Annotated in this window: 20 protein-coding genes and 2 pseudogenes; 11 read left to right on the top strand and 11 right to left on the bottom strand. The window is 67.3% G+C overall.

The features are described 5' to 3' along the window. Nucleotides 1-551 precede the first annotated feature (551 nt). Nucleotides 552-1,265, top strand: a pseudogene (locus JAO81_RS22645) (hypothetical protein). Here JAO81_RS22645 and JAO81_RS22640 read toward each other — a convergent pair. Continuing rightward, nucleotides 1,229-2,119: an MBL fold metallo-hydrolase gene (locus JAO81_RS22640; RefSeq protein ID WP_199549744.1), complete on the bottom strand. Its 891-nt coding sequence runs from the start codon at nucleotides 2,117-2,119 to the stop codon at nucleotides 1,229-1,231. The pseudogene JAO81_RS22645 and the gene JAO81_RS22640 sit on opposite strands and share 37 nt — an antisense overlap. Before the next feature lie 232 nt (nucleotides 2,120-2,351). Between JAO81_RS22640 and JAO81_RS22635 the strand changes: the two genes are divergently transcribed. Further along, nucleotides 2,352-2,606, top strand: a complete 255-nt coding sequence (locus tag JAO81_RS22635) for a hypothetical protein (RefSeq protein WP_199549743.1) — start codon at nucleotides 2,352-2,354, stop codon at nucleotides 2,604-2,606. Between the two features lie 821 nt (nucleotides 2,607-3,427). Here the strand turns inward: JAO81_RS22635 and JAO81_RS43435 are convergent. Beyond that, a complete protein-coding gene (locus tag JAO81_RS43435; protein WP_267913054.1) occupies nucleotides 3,428-3,562 on the bottom strand; it encodes a hypothetical protein in 135 nt (44 codons plus the stop codon). 34 nt (nucleotides 3,563-3,596) lie between these two features. After that, nucleotides 3,597-4,133, bottom strand: a complete 537-nt coding sequence (locus JAO81_RS42675; RefSeq protein WP_233415763.1) for a hypothetical protein — start codon at nucleotides 4,131-4,133, stop codon at nucleotides 3,597-3,599. 204 nt (nucleotides 4,134-4,337) lie between these two features. Here JAO81_RS42675 and JAO81_RS22625 point away from each other — a divergent pair, with 204 nt between their 5' ends. Beyond that, a complete protein-coding gene (locus tag JAO81_RS22625) occupies nucleotides 4,338-4,886 on the top strand; it encodes a hypothetical protein (RefSeq protein WP_199549742.1) in 549 nt (182 codons plus the stop codon). A gap of 68 nt (nucleotides 4,887-4,954) precedes the next feature. Then, nucleotides 4,955-6,487 carry an ISKra4 family transposase gene (locus JAO81_RS22620; protein WP_199549741.1) on the top strand — a complete coding sequence of 511 codons (1,533 nt, stop codon included), beginning with the start codon at nucleotides 4,955-4,957 and terminating at the stop codon, nucleotides 6,485-6,487. Nucleotides 6,488-6,501: 14 nt separating this feature from the next. Here JAO81_RS22620 and JAO81_RS43430 read toward each other — a convergent pair whose 3' ends face one another. The 6 genes from JAO81_RS43430 to JAO81_RS22590 all read right to left on the bottom strand — a co-directional run bounded on the left by JAO81_RS43430 (nucleotide 6,502) and on the right by JAO81_RS22590 (nucleotide 10,587). Further along, the gene (locus tag JAO81_RS43430; RefSeq protein WP_199549740.1) at nucleotides 6,502-6,654 is read right to left on the bottom strand and encodes a nuclear transport factor 2 family protein; all 153 of its coding nucleotides are present in this window, start codon (nucleotides 6,652-6,654) and stop codon (nucleotides 6,502-6,504) included. Between the two features lie 3 nt (nucleotides 6,655-6,657). After that, nucleotides 6,658-6,885 carry a nuclear transport factor 2 family protein gene (locus tag JAO81_RS22610; RefSeq protein ID WP_199549739.1) on the bottom strand — a complete coding sequence of 76 codons (228 nt, stop codon included), beginning with the start codon at nucleotides 6,883-6,885 and terminating at the stop codon, nucleotides 6,658-6,660. A gap of 136 nt (nucleotides 6,886-7,021) precedes the next feature. After that, a complete protein-coding gene (locus JAO81_RS22605; RefSeq protein ID WP_199549738.1) occupies nucleotides 7,022-8,230 on the bottom strand; it encodes an ABC transporter permease in 1,209 nt (402 codons plus the stop codon). Then, nucleotides 8,227-9,003: an ABC transporter ATP-binding protein gene (locus tag JAO81_RS22600; protein ID WP_199549737.1), complete on the bottom strand. Its 777-nt coding sequence runs from the start codon at nucleotides 9,001-9,003 to the stop codon at nucleotides 8,227-8,229. The genes JAO81_RS22605 and JAO81_RS22600 overlap by 4 nt, the downstream gene beginning before the upstream one ends. Beyond that, nucleotides 9,003-10,076, bottom strand: a complete 1,074-nt coding sequence (locus tag JAO81_RS22595) for a peptidoglycan-binding protein (RefSeq protein ID WP_199549736.1) — start codon at nucleotides 10,074-10,076, stop codon at nucleotides 9,003-9,005. Before JAO81_RS22595 ends, JAO81_RS22600 begins: the two co-directional genes overlap by 1 nt. Before the next feature lie 31 nt (nucleotides 10,077-10,107). Beyond that, nucleotides 10,108-10,587 carry a hypothetical protein gene (locus JAO81_RS22590; RefSeq protein ID WP_199549735.1) on the bottom strand — a complete coding sequence of 160 codons (480 nt, stop codon included), beginning with the start codon at nucleotides 10,585-10,587 and terminating at the stop codon, nucleotides 10,108-10,110. A 126-nt stretch (nucleotides 10,588-10,713) separates the two neighbouring features. Between JAO81_RS22590 and JAO81_RS22585 the strand changes: the two genes are divergently transcribed. Continuing rightward, the gene (locus JAO81_RS22585) at nucleotides 10,714-11,388 is read left to right on the top strand and encodes a response regulator transcription factor (RefSeq protein WP_199549761.1); all 675 of its coding nucleotides are present in this window, start codon (nucleotides 10,714-10,716) and stop codon (nucleotides 11,386-11,388) included. Continuing rightward, nucleotides 11,385-12,572, top strand: coding sequence for a HAMP domain-containing sensor histidine kinase (locus tag JAO81_RS22580; RefSeq protein WP_199549734.1), 1,188 nt, complete (start codon nucleotides 11,385-11,387; stop codon nucleotides 12,570-12,572). Before JAO81_RS22585 ends, JAO81_RS22580 begins: the two co-directional genes overlap by 4 nt. A gap of 180 nt (nucleotides 12,573-12,752) precedes the next feature. Here JAO81_RS22580 and JAO81_RS43720 read toward each other — a convergent pair whose 3' ends face one another. Together JAO81_RS43720 and JAO81_RS43715 are read right to left on the bottom strand one after the other, a co-directional pair. Continuing rightward, nucleotides 12,753-12,947, bottom strand: a complete 195-nt coding sequence (locus JAO81_RS43720; protein ID WP_307813569.1) for a hypothetical protein — start codon at nucleotides 12,945-12,947, stop codon at nucleotides 12,753-12,755. Nucleotides 12,948-13,080: 133 nt separating this feature from the next. Continuing rightward, nucleotides 13,081-13,308: pseudogene (locus JAO81_RS43715) on the bottom strand (hypothetical protein); the annotation flags it as partial. A 972-nt stretch (nucleotides 13,309-14,280) separates the two neighbouring features. Between JAO81_RS43715 and JAO81_RS22570 the strand changes: the two are divergent. The 5 genes from JAO81_RS22570 (at nucleotide 14,281) to JAO81_RS22550 (ending at nucleotide 21,102) form a co-directional block, all read left to right on the top strand. Then, nucleotides 14,281-15,567: an ABC transporter substrate-binding protein gene (locus JAO81_RS22570; protein WP_199549760.1), complete on the top strand. Its 1,287-nt coding sequence runs from the start codon at nucleotides 14,281-14,283 to the stop codon at nucleotides 15,565-15,567. An 18-nt stretch (nucleotides 15,568-15,585) separates the two neighbouring features. Further along, entirely contained in the window at nucleotides 15,586-16,479 is an 894-nt protein-coding gene (locus tag JAO81_RS22565; protein WP_199549732.1) for a carbohydrate ABC transporter permease, read from the top strand. Nucleotides 16,480-16,531: 52 nt separating this feature from the next. Further along, a complete protein-coding gene (locus JAO81_RS22560) occupies nucleotides 16,532-17,374 on the top strand; it encodes a carbohydrate ABC transporter permease (protein WP_199549731.1) in 843 nt (280 codons plus the stop codon). A 47-nt stretch (nucleotides 17,375-17,421) separates the two neighbouring features. Then, nucleotides 17,422-19,377: a cellulase family glycosylhydrolase gene (locus tag JAO81_RS22555; RefSeq protein ID WP_199549730.1), complete on the top strand. Its 1,956-nt coding sequence runs from the start codon at nucleotides 17,422-17,424 to the stop codon at nucleotides 19,375-19,377. A gap of 978 nt (nucleotides 19,378-20,355) precedes the next feature. Next, the gene (locus JAO81_RS22550) at nucleotides 20,356-21,102 is read left to right on the top strand and encodes a DivIVA domain-containing protein (RefSeq protein WP_199549729.1); all 747 of its coding nucleotides are present in this window, start codon (nucleotides 20,356-20,358) and stop codon (nucleotides 21,100-21,102) included. The last annotated feature ends 92 nt before the right edge of the window (nucleotides 21,103-21,194 follow it).

The following is a 21,194-nucleotide window of genomic DNA, read 5'->3' as shown; positions in this document are numbered from 1 at the left end:
CGGGCCGTTCTGTAACGGCCCGGGCATCAGACATCGAGCGCCTGCGTAAGCCGCGGTGGGGCGGGGCAGTGGAGATCAGGACGCGGTCAGGGCCGCATCGTCCGCCTCACGCGGCGCCGGGCAACGGCGCGGCGGTTGACGGGCTGAAGGTGCCCACCGACTAGGCCTGGCTCGCCGCCCCGTGTCACCGATGACCTGCCCAAGATCTACGCCGAGGTCTTCCGCGGCGCGGGACATTTGTGGCAGGTCCAGTCGTGAACGCGGGAGTGACCGGGGCGCTGGCCAGTGTGTCTGCGTGGACGGCGGAGTCATACCAGCATATGCATCGGTCTTGACGGTGCGGCGCACGCCCTGCCCGACGGGCCGAGCGCCCCGGTGGATCTCTCCCTGCTTATTGCGTGACTGGATCTTCCCCTGCTGCGGGACCGCCCGCGGGCGGCGGGCTATAACGAGGCATGGCCCTTACCCCCTCTGGTTTCTCAGTGCCGAACGTGTTCGAGCCCTTCAGCAAGGACAGTGCGGTAAGGCCTTCCTTTGTGCAGCAGAAGGACCTGATCGCGTTCTTGGACCGAGATCTGCTGGCCGATGTCCTCGCGATCGACACTCCGTATTCCTGGGTGATCACTGGCAGCTACGCGGTTCAGGCCCACGGCTTAGCGGTCGTCTCAGCCGAGACCTTGATCTGGCCACCGAGGACCCTGCGTCGATCGCTGAGATTGTCGGCTCAGTCAGCAGGGGCCTCGTGGCCCGAGGTTGGGGTGTACGCCAGATCGAGGCGAGCGCCTTCTCCGGCCGTCTCATCGTCACCGATCCGAAGACCGGAGAGGAATGCGAAATCGACGTCCTCGAGGAAGCGTTCTGGAGTGCTCCTGTCGAGACCTCGTACGGGCCGGTGCTGGCCTTCGACGACGTGATCGGCACAGAGTCCGCGCTCTCCTGATCGCGGCGCGGTCCACGATCTCATCGACGTGCACGCCGCCGCCCAGCAGTGCGCTACCACCGACCTTGAGACCCTCGGCCGGCGCCATGCTCGCTTCGAGTTCAGCCTCCAAGACCTTGGCGACCGCTTGAACGGCGCCGAGTGGTGGGACGACGAGGACTTCACTGACTACGGCCTGACCCTGGAGCGCCTCGCCGACCTTCGCGCCTGGGTCCTTGATCAGGCAGTGGAGATCGACGCGCGCCTGTATGTCGAAGCTCCGGACGAAACTGAACCCGGATCGCCTGGTCACGCAGCACAGGGCAGTGGGCTGCCGCCGTTGTAGGCGGTCATGTCGGCGAGTGCGGGTGGGATGGGTAGCGGTTTGGCTGTTGGCTGGTTGTGGTGTTCGGCGTATGCGCGGTGGAGGTTGGCGACCAGACGTTCGGGTTCGCTGAGGTGTGCGTAGGGGCGCAAGTCGCTGCGCGTGGCGGTTTCCAGGGGTGTCCAGCCGGCGGTGATGCCGTTGCTGGCCAGGTGGTTGACCCAGTGCAGGTAGTCGGCGTTGTCGTCGATGACTTCGGGGCCGGTGATGGGGCCGTGGCCGGAGACGACGGTCTCGGGGTCGAGTTCGCGGAGCTGGTCGAGGGCTGTCAGGGTGCCGGCGAGGGAGCCCATGAAGACGAACGGGGTGGAGTCGGAGAAGGTGAGGTCGCCAGCGAAGAGGATCCTGTACTGGGGGATCCAGACGACGATGTCGCCAGTGGTGTGTGCGGGCCCGTAGTGGATCAACTCGACGGCCAGGCCGTCGATGTCGAGGCATATCTGGTCGGTGAAGGTCAGGTTCGGCGGGTTCAGGTGGATGTCGCCCCAGTCGGTGTCGGGCCAGATACCGGGGAGGTTGATGCCCTCGTCCAGCATCTGGGTCCGGGTGTGTTCGTGGGCGATCACAAGGGGCGCGCGGAACACGGAGGCGCCGTGGTGGTGGTCGCCGTGGTGATGGGTGAGCACGATGCGGGAAACCGGTGCTGCGGTGAGCGTGCGGATTTCCTGGCGCAGCCGGCCAGCGCTGTGCTCGGTGGCGGTGCAGTCGATGAGAGTGACGGACTCCTTGCCGACCAGGACGCCGGCGTTGCTGACGCACCAGCCGCCGTGCGGCTGGATGTAGGCGTGGACGGCGGAAGCGATCTGCTGCAGCACGACGGGGTGTGCTCCTTGGAATACAGGGATAGAGACGGCTCAGGGTCGGCTAGCTGGGCGGCTTCGCCGTTCGACAACGTGGCCTGCTGGCGGCGTAAGCGCACCAACGCCGGTATGTGCCCTTTTCCTGATGGGAGCTGCACGGCACCCGTTCATGACGCGTAAGCCAAGGCTGCACCCGGGCTAAGTAGCTGTGGCCTCGTGTGCGGTCGGTGTGGAGAGGAGTCCTGTCATGTCCGACGACTCGAACGTCCGCATCCCCACCGTTGCCAAGCGCCGGGTCGCAGAAGTGGCAGCCGCCGAAGGCATGTCGCTGCGCGCGGTCCTGACTCAAATGTCCGAGAACCTGCTCACCCTCTCCGAGCGTGCCGAGCAGGCCCGCCGCGTCTTTGAGCAGTGGAGCGGCTACGCGCCGAGCCCGGACGCCGAGAACGCCCTGGATGCCGAGCTCAACCCTGACTGTCGGTCTGCCTCGTCCATGCGGTAGGAGCTCGCAAAGCAGGGCCAGCCCGGACAAGCAGCGCACCGATCGCTACACGACGTCACTCCGTAGCAGAGGCGTCTGAACTGGAATTGGGCCTGTTTCGGGCCGGCGCAGCACGGGCCGCGCGCCCGCTGCATCCACGCACGTAGCGGCGGGCACGCGGTCTGGTCGGCCCCGGTGTCACGCGTCACGTGGCACGTTCACCCCGCCGGCGCACCATCCGCGAGATCGCCGAGGAGCGCGGCCGCGAGTGAACGCGCTGATCCGCCGCCAGATGTGCAGCGCGGACCGCACTGTCGTCGATGACTTCAGGGCCGGGGTGGGCTGTGGCCGGAGACAACGATCTCGGGATCGAGTTCGCGGCTGGTTGAGCGCTGCCATGTTGGCAGCCGGAGCGCGCCCGTCTGGTCTGCCTGGTGGGTGCTGCGGGGTCTTATCGGTGGGTGAGTTGGGCGGGGGCGAAGGCCAGTGGGAACGGCCGCTCAACGGTCACTGCCTGCCCGGCCTGTGCGATGGCCTGGCCGACCTACGTCGTGCCGTGGAGCTCGCCGAAGTGCGCCCGGGGCTCCAGCTCGATGCGCCAGTAGTGAGCGGTGCCTGCTGCCGCGTGCAGGGAGGCTTGAACTTGCGGTCGGTGATCCGGGCCGAGGGAGAGGCGATCTCTACGACGGCCAGAACTTCAACGCGTCGGTGATCAAGTTCTTGGCGTGCTGTCCGTGGACGGCCGACCGACTCAGGAGCTCGAAGGCCTTCTCATGGAGCGCGAGTTCGGCGGGGTCGGTGAAGATGCCCCACCCGGTGGGCCCGTGTGGTTCAGCGACGGGTTACCGGCAGGGGTTGTCGTTGCTGCAGCCGGGGTTGGCCCCGGTCGTCAGGGCTTCGATGTCCTCAACGACGATCAGGGCTTCGGGCTCTTCTTCGGCGGGGCGGGGGCGGATCTTTACGGCAACGGCGGTCATGCTCGTACTCCTTGTCCGTGTTGGCAGTAGGTATTCAGCGGTGCCTTCGCTTCCTGGTAGGCCTTGGCGAGCGGCCGGCAGACCCGGCAGGTGCCGGAGAGTTTGCAACCTGTACAGCCTCCGGTGCGAAGCATCTGGGCATCGGCGATGTGCGGCAGGTCCGCGAGTCCTTCGACGCCGGTGTCCAGAAGATTGATGGGTTCTCGCGGCCGACCTTGCACATGGTGGCCAGGCCGAACGGGTCTGCGTGGAGGAAAGTGTGGCCGGCCGGGCAACCCGTGAACGCCGAGGGCCGGTCGAGGAATTCGGGTGCCTGGCTGGCGAGCGGGTCGGGCTGCCCGTCGTAGGTGGGGCTGATGTTCGCGTGCTCGGTCACCGTGTCTGCGAGCTCGGCGGCGATGGTGCGCATGGCGGTGATCTCGTGGGCGTTGTGCTTGGTGACGATCAGGGCGATCTCGGTGTTCAGCGCGGTCTCCCGGATCGCGGTCAGGCCCTTGATGACCTGGCTGTAGGCCTTCGGGGTGCGGGTCAGTGCTTCGGCGGAGGCGTCGCTCGCCCCGTACAGGGACACGGTGATCTTGCGTGGGCGCAGCGCGGTCAGCAGGTCGAGGGCCGGCGCGGCGGCCAGCCGGTCTCCGCGAGGGCCAGCGGCGGCCCCCGCCCAATATCGGAAGGGTGCGGTTCCTCTGAAGGGAAGTAGCCGGCAGGTCGGTGCTGATCGGGGTGTGTTCGGCTGGGTTCCTCTCTACCGTGGGTGGTGGAGGAGGCGATCCTGATGGGCTCGTTGTTCGAGGAGTTGGAGGCCCGGGAGGCGACTGCCCGGGTGCGGGTGGACGAGCTTGAGGAGCAACTGGCCGAGGTGACGGGCCGGTTGGAGGAGTCTCGGGAGACTCTGGACCGGCTGCGGATCGCCCGGGAGACAGTGTCCGAGGTGATGGCCGAGATGTCGGCTGGTACATCGGCCGCGGTGGATGCGGAGCCGGAAGCCGTCGGGGCGGACGAGGCCGAGGAGTCGTCTGCGTACGCCGGAGCCGAGCGGCAGATGGTGGGGGTGCTGGCGGTGCCCCACTGGCGGCCGGGGATGGAAACGAGTGCACTCCCGAAGGTCTACCGGGACATCGTGGAGGTGGTCCGGGATGCTCCGGGGCCGGTGCGGGCCAAGCAGGTCGTGCCGAGGATCGGGCTGCCGGCCGAGGTGGGCAAGATCGAGGGGACGCGGGGGAAGCTGAAGCGGCTGGTCGCCAGGGGCTGGCTGACCGAAGGCGATCCGGGTCTGTTCACGGCGGCCCGTCGCGAGGCGGAGACGGGGTCCAACTCCTCTTGAAGGAGGGGCTCTTCTCTCTAGAGTCGAAGGTGCCAACCAAATCGACGCCCGCCGAGAAGAGCCCCGGGATGGAACCGTATGACACAAGCGTGAGTGCTGACCTGTTTGCCCGCTCGGTCAGTGCCTTCGAATCGCTATTGCTCACCCTGCAAGGCAAGCCGGCCCAGTCGATGACCCACGCTGAGCTGGAAGAACACCTGGAAGAAGCCGGACGCAAGCTGCTGCGGCAGCTACTGCAGGATCACCTGGATCTACGGGCCCACAGGGAAGAAGAGGCAGCCGGGCGGGAAGCGCGGCCACGAGTGATCGGCTCGGACGGACAGCTGCGTCCGTGGCAGGAGACGGGCCATGCACGCTGGCTGGCCTGCATGTTCGGCCTGGTGCGGGTGAAACGCATGGCCTATCGAGGCCCGTCGATGGCCAATGTCCATCCGGCCGATGCGACGCTGTCGCTCCCCGCGGGCCGGCACTCGATGGGACTGCGCCGGCTCGCGGTCACCGAAGCGGTCCGAGGCTCGTTCGACCAGTCTCAGCAGGCGATCGAGCGACGCTGCGGACGAGTGCTGGGCAAGCGCCGTCTCGAACAGCTCCTGGCCGCCGCCTCCGAGGACATCGACTCCTTCTATCAGCAGCACATTCCCTTGCCCTGCAGCCGGGATGTCCTGCTGGTCATCGAGGTCGACGGCAAGGGCGTGGTCATGCGACCGGAAGCATTGCGGCCCGCCACTCAAAGAGCCCACCTCGCCGCCGAGGCCGAACACCGCAGCCGACTCTCACCGGGCGAGAAACCCAACCGCAAGCGGATGGCCACTGTGGCCTGCGTCTTCGACGCCGTCCCCGCTCCCCGGCGCCCGCACGATGTGATCCATCCGCCCGGAGGCCGCAGCACCCGCCGTCGGATCCGCCGCGGCCCGACCGCGACACGCAAGTGGTGCACGGCTTCCCTCCTCCATCCGCCCGGGAAGGTCATCGCCGACGTCTTCGCCCAGGCCGAAGCCCGCGACCCCGGCCACAACCGCTGCTGGATCGTCCTGGTCGACGGCGCCCGCCACCAACTCGACCTGATCCAGCGCGAAGCCGCCCGCCGCGGCCACGCGATCAACGTGCTCCTGGACTTCGTGCACGTCATCGAATACGTCTGGACAGCGGCCCACGCCTTTCACAAGGTCGGCACCGCAGAGGCCGACGCCTGGGTCGCCGGTCATCTGACCACGATCCTCGCAGGTCAAGCTGACCGCGCCGCCCAGGAGATGGCCGCCCAAGCCGACCAGGCCGGCCTCCGCGCCGGTCGAAGAGAAGCCGTCGATACCTGCCGTCGCTATCTGACCGGCCACCTCGACCAGCTCCGCTACGACATCGCCCTGGCAGCGGGCTGGCCGATCGCCACCGGCGCGATCGAGGGCGCCTGCCGACATCTGATCGGCGATCGCCTGGACATCACCGGCGCCCGCTGGGGCCTCGTCGGCGCCGAAGCCGTCCTCAGGCTCCGCACGTTGATCGACAACGGTGACTTCGACGGCTACTGGCACCACCACACCGCGCGTGAGCATCAACGCCTCTATCCGGCGCCCGACCAGGGCGAATACACCCTCACCGCCTAACTCCCGGACGGATGTCAGTCACTCAAGTGCTCATGGAGCATCATCCACTCGCCGTCGCGCCGCACGATGACGTTGGTGCCCCGCCCTTGACCAGAACGCTGCTGGCCCTCGATGACGCCAGTCCATGCGAACCGATAGCGACACACCGCCACCTCGGTGGTGAGCACGGGTCACTCCAGGTCCCGGACCTCATACACCTCGTCGAGGATGGTCGAGAAGGTCGCCTCGACCGCGGATCGAATCTCGTTGATGCCCCGATATGAGCCGTCGGAGAACCAATAGCTGGCGTCCTCGGCAATGAACGGCACGACACGTTCGATGTCGTGGCTGTTGTTCGCCGCCTCGTACCCGCGCATGAACGACGCGAGTTCCAGTTCCAAAGCCGTCAGATCAATCACGGCACCCATCATCTCGGCACACATCCGACGCCGTGAGCGGTTCGCGGATCTCCGCGGCACTCGTCGCTGCCCGAGCCCTCATCCTCATCCCTCAAGACGAGCCGCACCCATATCGGAAGGCCGCCGCATCGGGGGTTCACGCTGCCTGCAGGGCGAGCGTTGGCGACAACTTCGATGCCCGCACGGCCGGGTAGAGGCCGGCGACGCTGCCGATGGCAAGGGTGGCGGCGAAGCCGCCGAGCATGGCCCACGGCGGGACAACCCACGGGATGCCGCCGGCCGTCGCGTAGATCCACGTCGCCCCTGAGCCGAGCAGTACCCCCGCCACCCCGCCGAGTCCGGAGAGCAGCAGTGACTCGGTGACGAACTGGAGTCGGATCTGTCCACGGGTGGCACCGAGGGAGCGGCGCAGCCCGATCTCGTGGCGGCGTTCCAGCACCGAGATGATCATGGTGTTGGCGACGCCGACACCGCCGACCAGCAGGGCCACTCCGCCGAGGCCGAGCAGCAGGGTGGTGAAGGCTCCTTCGGAGGCTGCTTTCGCGGCCAGGGCGTCGGAGGGGTTGGACACCTTGACCTCGGTGGGCGCCTGAGGGTTGACCGTACGGCCGAGGAGGTCGCGTACCGCTGCCACCTTGTCGTCGTCGGACCGCTCGTAGACGGAGGTCGGATGGCCGTCGAAGCTGAGGAGGTCCTCGGCCGCGTCCCAGCCGACCAGCGCCGAGCTATCCAGATCCTCCGCCAGCGGCATCGGGTCGAGGATCCCGATGACGGTGAAGTACTGGCCGCCGATCCACACCTGCTGCCCCGGGTCGGTGATGCCCAGCCGCTCGGCGGCGACGTGCCCGAGGACGACGGACGGGTACTTGCCCGTAGCCTTGTTCAGCCAGCTGCCCTTGGTCACTCCGCCACGCAGGGCTTTCAGAAGGCTCTCACTCGCGGCGTTGACAGTCAGACCACCGGTGATCTCCTCGGGGACATGCTCGGAGCGGTAGACGTTGTGCTCCATGGCGCCGATGGCGGCGACGTCCTGCACCCCGTCGATCCGCCGCACCATGCCGGGTGCGTCCTTCGGCAGCTTGGCGTCCTGACCGGTCAGGAGTGACTGCCCGGGGGTGATTACCAGCATGTTGGTGCCCAGTTTGTCGAGCTGCCGCAGCAGGTCGGCCTTGCTGGACTCGGAGATGCCGACCACGGCGATCATGGTGGCGATGCCGATGGCGATCCCCAGTGCGGAGAGGAAGACCCGCATCGGGCGGCCGCGCAGTCCCGCCGAGCCGACCTGCCAGGCGTCACGGCCCGACAGCCGTGCCGGGTGCAGCCCTCTGCGCCTGCGCGGGCTCATGAGGCACCTTCCTGGGCGGGAGCGGCCTGCCGACGCCGGTCCTCGGCAATCTGCCCGTCGCGGATACGGACCTGCCGCGGCAGCTGTTCGGCGATCTCCAGATCATGAGTGATTACGGCGATGGTGGCGCCGTCCGCGTTGAGTTCGTGAAGCAGCTCAAGGACGGCGTGCCCGGAGGCGCTGTCCAGGGCCCCCGTCGGCTCGTCCGCGAGCAGCAGGTCCGGCTCGCCCGCCACCGCGCGAGCTATGGCCACGCGCTGTTTCTGCCCGCCGGACAGCTCGTGCGGCTTGTGTGTCATCCGGTCCGCGAGCCCCACCCGCTCCAGAGCCTCGCTGGCCTGCTTGCGGCGACGCGCTTGGGAGAGGCCCGAGTAGCGCAGCCCCTCGCACACGTTGTGCAGCGCGCTGGCGCTCGGCACCAGATGGAAGGACTGGAAGACGAAGCCGATGTGGCGCGAGCGCAGCGCGGACAGCTCCGTGTCACGCAGAGCGCCGATGTCGTGCCCCGCGATGGCGACCGTGCCTGCGGTAGGGCGGTCCAGGGTGCCGATGATGTGCAGCAGCGTGGACTTGCCGGAGCCGGACGGGCCGACGATGGCGAGGAGTTCGCCGCGGCCGACGGTGAGGTCCACGCCGCGCAGCGCCGCGACGCCGCCGGGGTATTCCTTGGTCACTCCGCGTACGTCCACGATGCCGCCGGCGGTGACGGCCACCGGCGCGGGCCGCGGTGCTTCTGCGGCGTTAGCGGCGTTCGGAGGGCCAGCGGTGCTCATCACTTCGGCACCCCGACCTTCATGCCGGCTTTCACACCGCTGCCGGATATCTGCACCTGACCGTTCGCGAAGAGGCCGAGCTCGACCTTGACGTCACGTACGCTGCTGCCCTCGACCACCTGTACAGCGAAGCCGCCCTGAGGGTCGGCGAGCAGTGCGTTCACGGGTACGTGCAGTGCGTTCTTGCGGGTTTCGCCGGTCAGGTGGACGGTGACCGGCGCTTTGTCGACACCCTTGACCTTCTCGGAGTCATCGAGGTCAACTGTGATCTTCACCTTGGGGGTGCCGTCCCCGCCCTGAGGGCCTTCGTCGGCCTTGACGGTCTTGCCGACGGAGGAGATCTGCCCCTTGGCCTTGGAGCCGTCCGGCAGATCGACCGTCACCTTGTCGCCGACCTTCAGCGAACTGGCGTCCTTGACCTTCAGCTCGAACTCCACGAGCCGCTCGGAGCCGGTGGTGCTCAGCACCGGGGCGCCGGGCGCCAGCAGGGCGCCGACGGCGGCCTCTGCGCCCTGCACCCGCACACCGCCGGGTACGAACGCGATGTGGTCGGGGCCGACGGTGCCGGTCTGCTTCAGGCCGTGCGTCTTCTGCCATGCCTTGAGGCCCTTGGCGGTGCCCTTGGTGAACTCGTCGTCCGCGGCGAGCCCGGTCCCGTAGCCCAGCGCGATCAGATTCTCTTTGAGCTGGCGCACGTCCTCTCCCTCGGCGCCCTGCTTCAGTTCGCGGTACATGGGCTTGCTCCCGTACAGCAAATACACCGGTTTTCCGTTGACCTCGTAGAGCTTCCCGCCCCGCTTGACGGCAGCGCCGGTCTTGGCCAGCCAGGTCAGCACCCCCGGGGCGCTTGCGTTGACCTTGCGCTCGCCGGTGAAGCCAAGGGTGCCCTTGGTCTGCGAGGTGCTGGTCAGATCACTCTGCTCGACCTCCGCGGTGGCCTGCGGCAGCCCCGCGTCCTGCTCGGCTGTGTTCTTGGTGTCGTCGGCGTCGGCCAGTGCACTCATCGCCACACCGCCGCAGGTGACAAGCACAACCGCGGCGGTGGCGCCGACGATCGCCTTCTTGTGTTTCATCAGCTGGTTCCTCGGCTCTTCCCGCGGCGCGTCAGTAGCCGGCCTTCTTCGAGCACTTGTCGGAAGCGGCGGTGTACTTTTCCAATTCTTCGCCCTCGGGTATTTGCTGGGCCGACTGGCTCCCGTCCTTGAAGTCCGGGTCCTTGAAGTCGAGGCCCGCTTCACGCATGCACTTCGCGAAGGCGAGCGCCTTGTCCTTGTCCGCTTGCGACATTTCCCCACCGCCACCCGCGCCCGTCATGTCCATGCCGCAGTCCTTCATGGCCTGCTCCATCTCCTCCTTGTCCAGATTGCCGGAGTCGATGCCCTGCCCATCCGCGTTGGACTTGGGCTGAGTGACCTTCACGCCCTTCTCGCGCAGGCAGTCGAGTTTCTTCGCCTCCTTGTCGGCGGCACTCTGGCTGCTGTCCGTCTTGTCGTCCTTGCCGGAGTCCGTGGAGCAGGCCGCGGAGAACAGAGCCAGTGCGGAGATACCGGCTGCCGCAGCCATCCTGATCGTGTGGGTCTTCATGGGAATGCCTCCAGGATCGGTGTCAGTGGTCCGACGCTGACAGTGGGTGGTGTTTCGTTTCTCTAAACCCGCGGCCCGGAGTTGCTTAACAACGGCGAAAGGTGCGTCTCGGGTATGCAGGAGCACATGCGTGTACTGGTGGTGGAGGACGAGCCGTTCCTCGCGGAGATGATCGCCGAAGGGCTGCGAAAGGACGCCCTCGCGGTAGATGTGGCCGGCGACGGCCTGCAGGCGATGCACAAGCTGCGCTTCGGCGCGTACGACGTCATGGTCCTCGACCGTGATCTGCCCGGCCTGCACGGCGACGAGGTGTGCCGCCGAGTCGCCCAACAGGGCCTGCTTACCCGCATCCTCATGCTCACCGCCTCGGCCACCTTGCAGGACCGGGTGGCGGGGCTGGGGCTCGGCGCCGACGACTATCTGGGCAAACCGTTCGCCTACGAGGAACTCCTCGCCCGGGTCCTGGCCCTGGGCCGGCGCGCCACGCCCGCCCTCCCTCCGGTGCTACGAGCGGCCGGCGTCGTACTGGATACCGCGCGCCGCCACGCCACCCGTGACGGCAGGCCGCTCGCTCTGTCCCGCAAGGAGTTCGCGGTACTGGAGTCGCTGCTGCGCGCCGACGGAGCCGTCGTCAGCGTCGAGGACCTGATCGAGCAGGTCTGGGAAGAAGGCACCAGCTATCGCAGCAACGCGGTGCGTGTCACGCTCAGCAAGCTGCGTACGAAGCTGGGAGAACCACCGGTGATCGAGACCTTGTCCGGCGCCGGGTACCGCGTCGCCTCGGGCGGGGCGGCGGGATGAGACGCCGACTGCTCCCGCCCGGCAGTGAACGCCTGCGCCTGACCGCTCTGTACACCGGGCTGCTGCTGCTCGCCGGGGGAGGACTGATCGCGCTGATCTACGTCCTGCTCTGGCACGGGCTGTACGCCAGCATCAACGGTGTCGTGACGAGCGGGGTCGCAGACGTCACCGACGTCACCGACGCGCCCACCGCCGAGCGCACACCGGCCCTGGAAACCGAACAGGGCCCCAAGGACCCCCAGTACCTGAACACGATCCAGTTCGTCGACGACATCCAGCACGCCGCCCTGAACCGGCTCCTCACCGTCTCCCTCATCGCCCTCGCGGTCTTCGCCGTGGTTTCAGTAATGCTCGCTTGGTGGATGGCCGGCCGGGTACTGCGCCCGGTCAGCGTGATCACCGAGACCGCCCGTCGCCTCTCCGGCGAGAACCTGCACGAACGCATCGCCCTCGATGCACCACCCGGCGAGCTGAAGAGGCTCGCGGACACCTTCGACGAGATGCTCGAACGGATAGAACGCCTGGTCAGTGCCCAGCAGCGGTTCGCCGCCAACGCGGCCCACGAGCTGCGCACGCCGCTGGCTCTGCAGCGCGCCGCAGCCGAGATCGGCCTGGCAGGAGAGCCGGACGCGCAACGCGTCGAGCGGATCCGCCGCAAGCTGATCGACATCTCCGACGACAGCGAACGCATGATCGAGGGCCTGCTGGAACTCGCCGTCTCGCAACAGGCCCTGGAACGGCACGAGCCGGTCGCCCTGCAAGAGCTCGCCGGCGCGGTGACGCTGGACCTGAGCCCGGTCGCGGCCGAACGCGGCGTGACACTGGACCTGGACGCGCAACCGCTGCCGGTGGTGGGTGACCCTGTGCTGCTGGCGGGGCTGGTCCACAACCTGGTGAGCAACGCGATCCGCTACAACCACCGCGGCGGACGGGTCTTGCTGCGCACGGGTGCGGACGGCCTGGAGGTCACCAACACCGGCCCCACCGTCCCGCCCGACACGGTTCCGCACCTCTTCGAACCGTTCCGCCGCCTCGAGGCACGCCGACACGCACCGGGCGAAGGAGCAGGCCTCGGGCTCTCGATCGTGGCTGCGATCGCCCGGGCACACGGTGCCGTGGCACACGCCGAGTCACGAGCGGGCGGAGGACTGACAGTCCGGGTGACATTCCCCCTGACCGGGTAGCGGCCCACCGGAGTTGGCGCCCCAGCAGACCGCGGGCTCGCTGTCCCTCTGTGGCGAGGCAGGTGTCGATGATCTCCTACTCGACGGTGGCGCCCTGGTTGTCCTTGACCTTGGAACACACGCTCTTGCCGACCGCAGGAGGTGGACGTACGGCGGCAACACCAAGGCCACGGCAGCCGCTCACGGGGTGGCGCCGCGGACCGTGTTGCCCTGGATCGACGGCTCCCGCGCGAAGTCGCAGGCCGGGGCCCGCAGCGGAAGTTGCTTGGCGGGGAGCACGGAGAACTTCGCCGGGGCCTCGCTGTACGTACCCGTGAAGGGCTGCCAGTCGGTCAGCGACCACCACACGCGCTGCTCGAGCGAGCCGCTGGCCACGTCGGACAACAACGTGGCCAGGGCGATCAGTTGAATGCCTGGGAAGGGGGGTGCCGACGCCGACCGGCGTCTCGCTCGCGAGCACCTCGGGCCGCAGCACCAGCGGGGCTGGGCCGTAGCAGGTCAGAGCGGTCACCTTGGAGGCGAACGCGAGTCGGCCGCCGTCCAGGCGCCAGTACAGCGGCTTCCCACCGAGCCGGTCGCGGGGGAGGAACAGTTTCCCGACGCGCGGCTCGTACACCGCGAGGGCGAACATGCCGTCCAGCCCGTGAGGCACGACGGGCCGACCAGGCCCGCGCCCACGCCCACTGCAACGACCCCTGGGCCGCCACCCTGTTCGGTCGACACGTCGGCCTTGCATGACTGGCCCACGCAGGCGCCCGTACGGCGATTGTCGCCGGCGGCTTGCCCTGCGTGGGGGCCTGAACAGTGAGTCAGGCGCGGGCAACAGTCACGGGCAACGCCTGGAGTCCGCGTAGGAGACGGGTGTGGCACTGGGCCATTTCGCCCTCCGGGCTGGTCAGTTGGGTCTGTGGGCATCGAGTGAGCAGAGTGTGGCCAGTTTCGCCGTCAGGGCCGTGCCGTTGTCCTTGCACAGGAAGCTCGCACCGGTGCAACGCTCGCCACCGCAGTCAGGAGATTCTGCGGCGAGCCCGGGGACAACCAATCGAATCCGATGAGCACTGCCAGAAGTGGGCGGTTCAGGATGGTCAGATCGAGGTCGAACTGCTCGCCGATCAGCTGCAGTATCCGAGAGATATCCCGCCCAGCGGGTCGGTGCCGATTCGTATACCGGCTGTCCTGATCGTGCCTCATTCGAGGCGATGGCGCCCTCCAAGCCGGGTGTGTGCCGGTCGCGTAAGTCGTACGTCGCGAAGTCACGCGGCACGGTGGCTGGTAACTACCCAGGGTCAAGAGCTTGTCGGCCCGCTGTGCGAACCAGTCGGCGGGCGCTGTGTCCACCGGGAAGTGCGGCTCGCTGAACGAACCACTGAGGCTGGCCCCTGGTGGGCTCGACATCGATGAGGTCGTTCTGACGGGCCGGAGCTTCCGCGCGCTTGTTCATGAGTGAGTCCTTCTTGCGGCCGGCGTGAGCGCATAGCCCCACGGTGTCTTTGCGCAGGTGCAGGCTGCTATTTGCATGCGGCGTGGCGGGGTGTGGGGAGTGCAGGCGCCGATTTCGTGCACATTGCCGGCCTCGGCCCCCAGCTCCGTCGATGACTCGGCCGATTAACCGCGTCACGAAGACCGCCCTGCCCGCTCCTCGGTGCAAGTGCGCTATGTGCGTACCCGATTGCGCTCTGCGCAACGTGATGTCACGGGAGGTCGGGACATGGGTAGTTCTCTGAGCCGTCGCCGCGTGCTCGCGGTCACGGCGGCTGGAACGCTCACGCCGGTGCTCGCCGGGTGCGGTGCACTCGCCGCCGCAGACTCCGATGCGGACACCTTGGTCATCCACAATCAGATGGGCGGCACAGCCATCGGTGCGCCAACCTTCCATGCGGCGGTTGCAGACTTCCGGCGGGAGAACCCCGGCGTAGACGTGAAACTCCTGGTCAACGGTGACGACCTGGCGCCCGTGTACGAAACGTCACGGCTGGCGCGTAAAGAAGCGGACATCGTCATCGTCAACCTCTACGACAAGACGCTGGAGTGGACCGCGGTCGACGCGACCGTACCGGTCGGCGACTACCTGGACCGATGGGGGCTGCGCGAACGCGTCGTGCCACAGGCCCTGCAGCAGTGGACCGACGCGGACGGACGGCTGCGTGCCTTCCCGTACTTCGCCTCGAACTGGCCGGTCGCTTACAACATGGACCTGCTGCGCGACGTGGGGCTCACCGAGCCGCCGACCAGCACCGATCAGCTAGTTGACGCGGCAAGGCTGCTGCGCGCCAAGAGGCGCGCGCCGGTCGCCGTCGGTGGCAACGACTGGACGGGGCAGAAGCTGCTCTTCCAGATCATCCAGACACACCTCACCGCCGAACAGGCACAACACGTCTTCGCCACCGGTGACTTCAGCGCGGTGCCTGGTGCGGGAGAGGGGATCGAGCACTTCACCGACCTGCGTGACGCGGGTGTCTTCGCCGACAACGCGCAGGGGCTGACCTCCGACTCGATGACGACGCAGTACAACACCGGACAGGCGGCCGTCATGTCCGCACTCTCCTCGGCGTTGGCACGGGTGCCGGCGGCGACGGCCGCGCAGACCGTCGTGGGGGGATGGCCTGTGCCGGCGGGTTCAGCCCACTCGCATCCCACCGTGATGCGGTCCTACAGCCTGGCCGGGCTGTGGATCAGCCCGAACGGCACGCAGAAGCCGGAGCTCATCGAGAAGTTCGTGCGCTTCATGTATCGGCCGCACACGGTGTCGCGATTCGTGACCGAAGCGGGGCGCGACATGGCCGTGCGCACGGACACCACCAGCCCGGACTTCCCGTTGGTGACCGCAGCCAAGGAGCTGACGGACAACGTTGTCAGTCAAGTGCTGCTTCCCGATCTCCTCATCCCGGCCCGCGCCAACCAGGCGCTCATCCAGGCGACCAGTACCGCCTTTACCCCTGGCACGAATGCGAATGCGATCCGGGGGGCCCTTGAGTCCGCCTACCGCCGAGTCTGACAGGAGGTCCGGAGCATCATGAGCGAGACCCTCGTACGCCCCGCCCCGCGAGGAAAGCGCCGGAGCGGGACCCTCTTGGCCGTCCCAGCCCTGGTCTGGTACCTGCTCTTCATGGTCGGCCCGCTGGTGGCCGTGTTCGTCATCTCGGTCCTGCGCTGGCCCGGCATGCTGCAGCCGCGTTCCTTCGCGGGTCTCGACAACTACCGCACAGTATTGGGCGATTCGGTCTTCTGGACTGCGTTGGCGAACACCTTGCTGCAGCTCGTGGTCGCCATCCCGGTGATGATCGTGTGCGCCTACATGCTGGGCTACTACGTCACCCAGAAGCCGCGCGGCCACCGCGTACTGCGCTATCTCCTGTTCATCCCAGGGCTGATCTCCACGTCGGCCAAGGCCCTCCTCTTCTACGCTGCGCTCTCCCCGGACGGCCTCGTCAACGGCGCATTCGACGCCCTGGGTCTGGAGTCCCTCACCACCGCATGGCTCGCTGATCCCGCCACGGCGCTCGCCTGCCTCATCATGCTCGATCTGTGGAGCGGGATCGGCTTCACCGCCGTCCTCTTCGCCGCACGCCTGGGCAGCGTCTCCGAGGAGATCGGTGAGGCGGCTCAGCTGGACGGCGCAGGGCATTGGCGCACCATGTGGCGCATCCATTTCCCCATCATCCGGGACTTCGTCGGAGTCCTGACCATGCTCCAGTTCCTGTGGACCCTCTTCGGCTCGGCGCAAAACGTTCTGTTGCTCACCCAGGGCGGCCCCAGCCATTCCTCGACGACTCTGGCGTTCCTCGTCTACCAGAAAGCCTTCATCGAGGCGGACCTCGGGTACAGCCAGACCGTCGGCGTACTGATCTTCGTCCTGGGGCTCGTCGGGATGCTTCTGATCCGCCGACTGCTGAGGCAGGCGTACTGACGACGTCGCCGATCCCCACCGACCGAGCCGCACCACCGAAGGGAACGCCGCCGTGCCCGCCTCCACCCGCACACGCCGCTGGTCCTGGCTCCCCGCCCACATCCTGGCCTGGGGGTATGCCGCTCTGCTCGCAGTCCCGCTCTACTACTTTCTGGTCTCCTCCTTCAAGGGCAACGACCAGATCTTCGACAGTCCCTTGGCGCCGCCGACATCGATGAGCTGGTCGAACTTCACCACGGCCTTCACTCAGGCCGATCTGGGCCTGGCCGTCGCCAACTCGGCGCTGGTCACGGGCTTCGCACTGCTGCTGACCATCGGACTGGCGCTGCCCGCCGCCTATGCGCTGGCACGCAGCACGGGTCGCGCCGGTCGGATCATGGAGCGGGTCTTCTCGCTGGGATTCCTCGTGCCGACCTTCGCGGCGTTGTTCCCCACCTTCCTGCTCGCCGCCGGAACCGGGTTGTTCCATACCCGTACGTTCATGGTCCTGCTGCTGCCGGCGACGGCCATGCCCCTGTCAGTCGTGATCCTCACGCAGTTCATGCGGACCATCCCGCCAGAGATGGAGGAAGCGGCCCGCATGGACGGCGCGAACACCTGGGCGGTTCTGCGGCACATCTACGCGCCGATGTGCGGGCCCGGCGTCGCCACGGTGCTGCTGCTGAACTTCCTGACCTTCTGGAACGAGTACCTGTACTCGCTCATCCTCATTGGACCCGATCCCGCGCAGCGCACCATCCAAGTCGCCCTGCCCACCTTGAAGTCCATCACCGGCACCGATTACGGCGTACTCACCGCAGGCACCGTGCTCACGCTCGTGCCGGTGTGGATCGTCTACACGGCGCTGCAGCGCAGGATGCAGCAAGCCCTGGTCAGCGGCGCCGTCAAGATGTGATCACCGCCCCGCCCGAATTTCCCGAATGCGTAGGAGTAGAGACCACCGTGCAGCGTCACAGCGTTCATCTCACCGACAGCGATGCAACTCAGCCCTGGCTGGGCGCCAACTTCTGGTCACGTACGGGCGGGCCGCTGATGTGGCGCTCGTACGATCCTGCAGTCGTACGCCAGGAGTTGAGTGTGCTGCACGAGCACGGACTCGGCGTCACGCGGTCCTTCTTCTACTGGCCTGACTTCCATCCCGAACCGCACCGCATCGATGAGGTGCTCTGCGACCGATTCCGGGACTTCCTCGACGCTCATCACGAGCTCGGCATGGGCTCCATCCCGACCTTCATCGTCGGCCATATGTCCGGAGAGAACTGGGACCCGGCCTGGCGGCACGCGCGTGATCTGTACGAGGACGTGTGGATGGTCGGTCGCCAGGCGTGGTTCGCCACTGAGATGACCCGACGCTTCAAGGACCATCCTGCGGTCGTGGGCTGGCTCATCAGCAATGAGATGCCCGGGTACGGGCGCATCTACCAGCAGAATCCACCCAGTGCCGAAGTGGTGACTGCGTGGGCGCAGTTCATGACCCAGGCGGTTCGGGCCACCGGGGCCACCCAGCCCGTTTCGCTCGGCGACGGGGCCTGGGGCATTGAGGTGACCGGCCGGGATTCGGGTTTCTCGCTGCGGGACACCGCCGCGTACGTCGACTTTGTCGGTCCGCACGTCTACCGGACGGAGAACGATCGCACGCGCCAGCACTACAACGCGGCCTTCGAGTGTGAGCTCGCGGCGGTCTCTGGTAAGCCCGTCGTACTGGAGGAGTTCGGCCTCTCCACGGATTACGTATCGGACGAGCATGCCGGGCACTACTACCGTCAGACGCTGCACAACTCTCTGCTTGCGGGTGCCACAGGATGGATCGCCTGGAACAACACCGACTACGACGAGTTGTGGGACCAGTCTCCGTACGACCATCACGGCTTTGAAATGCATTTCGGCATTACCGACAGCAGCGGTCGCCCGAAGGCGCCGCTGCGTGAACTTGCCGCATTCGGTGACCTGTTGCAGCGGGTTGATTTCGCCCGGTGCACCCGCGCCGGTACGGATGTTGCGCTGGTCGTGCCGGCCTTTCTCGAGCGGGGATACCCCTACAGTCGGCCCGCAGACCGGCCCTCCATCTTCGGCTCACTGCGTCAGGCGTACATCGCGGCGCGCGAAGCGGATCTGCCGCCTGCATTCGTGCGGGAAGCCGACGGGCTGCCACGGGACGGCAAGCTCTATCTCGTTCCGTCGCTGCGGCAGCTGACCACACGAACGCGCAGGGACCTGGAGGCCTTCGCCCGAGCGGGCGCGACCGTGTACCTCTCGTACTTCTCAGGTGACCATCCCGCCACTCGTGGACCCTGGTTTCACGACCTCGACGGGCTCTTCGGTGTCAAGCTCCAGCTGTCCTACGGCCTCGCCGAGCCCATCGTGGACGACACGGTCGAACTGCGCTTCACCGAGGACTTCGGTACGTTGCGCGCCGGCCAGACACTTGAGTTTCGTGTGGGCGGAAACGCCGACAGCCGCGCTTTTCTGCCGGTGGTACCCGATGGAGCGAGTGTGGTGGCCACCGACGCGCAGGGTCGCCCCGCACTGCTGCGCCACCGCCTCGGCCGAGGGGAGACAGTGCTGTGCACCTACCCGCTGGAGCACATGGCGGCCGTGACTGCGCGCATCAACCCCGAGAACACCTACCGCCTCTATGAGGCGCTGGCCGACGTCGCCGGGATATGCCGGGAAGTATGCATCGACTCGCCGTGGGTGAGCGCGGACGTCCTGGTGCACGAAGACGGCCGCAGGTTCGCCTGGCTGGTGAGCCAGGCCGACTGTGAGCTCACAGTCGAGCCCAGGCTGATGACGGGCGGCCGACTTCGGCACCCGGTGTCGGGCCATGAAGCATCGACAGTGACTGTGGCCCCATTCGGGGTCACGGTCATGGAAATCTGCGGTGTATCCGCGGCGTAAGGCAAGAGTGTGGGGCCCGGCCAAGGTGTATACCCCCTGGCCGGGCCCCGCGGTGCGTTCCTGAACCCCTGCCCATACAGGCTCCGTTCAATTCTCCCCAGCAGACACGAAGCGTGTAATTGAGTCAGGACGCACAACAGAATCTACCGGTGCGTGATTGCCTTCTCGTACGGAATAGGTGGACTGCCGCCGTCAATGAGCAGATGCGGCGTCAACTTTGGTCCGGACGAAAGGGGATAGGTCTCCTCCGCTCCCGCGATTCGGCTGAGGTTGGGCTCATTGCGCATTGAGCCGGACCGTCATGAGGCGTGGGACAGCAATTGGGCGTCGACGACGTGTCCATCGGTGACTGTCGGAGGCGAGTGTCTAACGGGATCAGCTGCAACTGGCGTGGGCATGCCCAATGCGGCGGCCTTGCTGCGCGCCCACAAGACGGACTCTGCTGCGACCCGTCGCTGAGGTCGCAAGCGAGCGTCGCCGGTGTCCCGGCGGCGAGGCCATCCGAGGGCCGGGCTATCGATGCTAGCCATTCGGTGAGTGAAATATCCACTTTGGCTGATTGGTCCGATGGATGGCCGAGGGCACTCTGAAAGGGATGGTGGCCACCCGGCCGTCTGCTGCGGCGTACAGGCCTCCTGCTCGATCGCCCGCAGTGTGAATCCGTGACAGCGCTGTCACTGAATGTAATTGTCTTCGTTGCAAGGAACCCCTGCGATGCGTCCCCTGCCCTCCCTGCCCCGCCCGTCTGTGCGGACCACCCACCTGCGCGCCCGGCGAGTCGCGCACCGTGCCCTGTCCCGTCCGCTGGCAGGCGGCTTCGCCTCGCTCGCCGCGGTGGCTGGCGTGCTGGCCTTCGCTGCCCAGCCCGCGGAGGCGGCGCCAGCCCCAGTCGCTGCCGCCGTCGCGACGACCATGCCTTCCGTTCTCACGGATTCTCTCTGACCCCCACCGACGACTGGCCTGAAAGGACTCCCCACCATGGCCCTGACTCCCCAGGACATCTCGAACAAGCAATTCACCACGGTCCGACTGCGCGAGGGATACGCCGAGGAGGAGGTCGACAGCTTCCTCGATGAGGTTGAGTCGGAATTCGCCCGCCTCCTCGCCGAGAACGCCGATCTCCGTACCCGGCTGGCCGCCGCCGGCCAGAACGCCGTTCGTGCACAGCAGCCCCTGCCGGCTTCGACCCCGACGGGTCAGCAGCCGGGCATGCGGATTCCGCTGGGTGGCGCTGCGCCTACTACGACACCGGTCGCGGACCAGACCATGCAGCTTCCGGTCGTAGCGCCCACCCGGAGCCCCCGCCCCACCGGACACGACGCGGACAGCGCAGCCCGCGTCCTGGCGCTCGCTCAGAAGATGGCCGACCAGGTGATTGGTGATGCCCGTTCCGAGGCTCAGAGGATCACCGCCGACGCGCGCGAGGCGGGCGCCCGCATAGAGCGCACTTCGCAGGCCAACGCGGATGTGACGACACGAGAGGCGCAGGACAAGTACCGCACTGTCATGGGCTCCCTGGAGTCGGCGCGCGCCACGCTCGAGCACAAGATCGACGGTCTGCGTGACTTCGAGCAGGCGTACCGGACTCGACTGGGTGCCTTCCTGGAGGGCCAGTTGGCAGAACTCAACACCCAGCCTCAGATGTCGCTGGCGTTGGTGCCTGCCGCCGGTGAGCAAGGGCTGACCCCGGCCGTACCGTTGCACGGCCACACGCAGAGCGCCTGACGGCGGGAGAACCTCCTCCCGCTACGAGATGTGCTCGGTCTGGACGGGAGGGGGCGCGGCCCCCGGGGGGGGGGGGGCGGGGGCGCCCCGCC

The sequence above is a fragment of the Streptomyces sp. N35 genome, from assembly GCF_016464295.1.
Lineage (GTDB): Bacteria > Actinomycetota > Actinomycetes > Streptomycetales > Streptomycetaceae > Streptomyces.
This window is presented reverse-complemented; position numbering and strand designations above follow the sequence as displayed.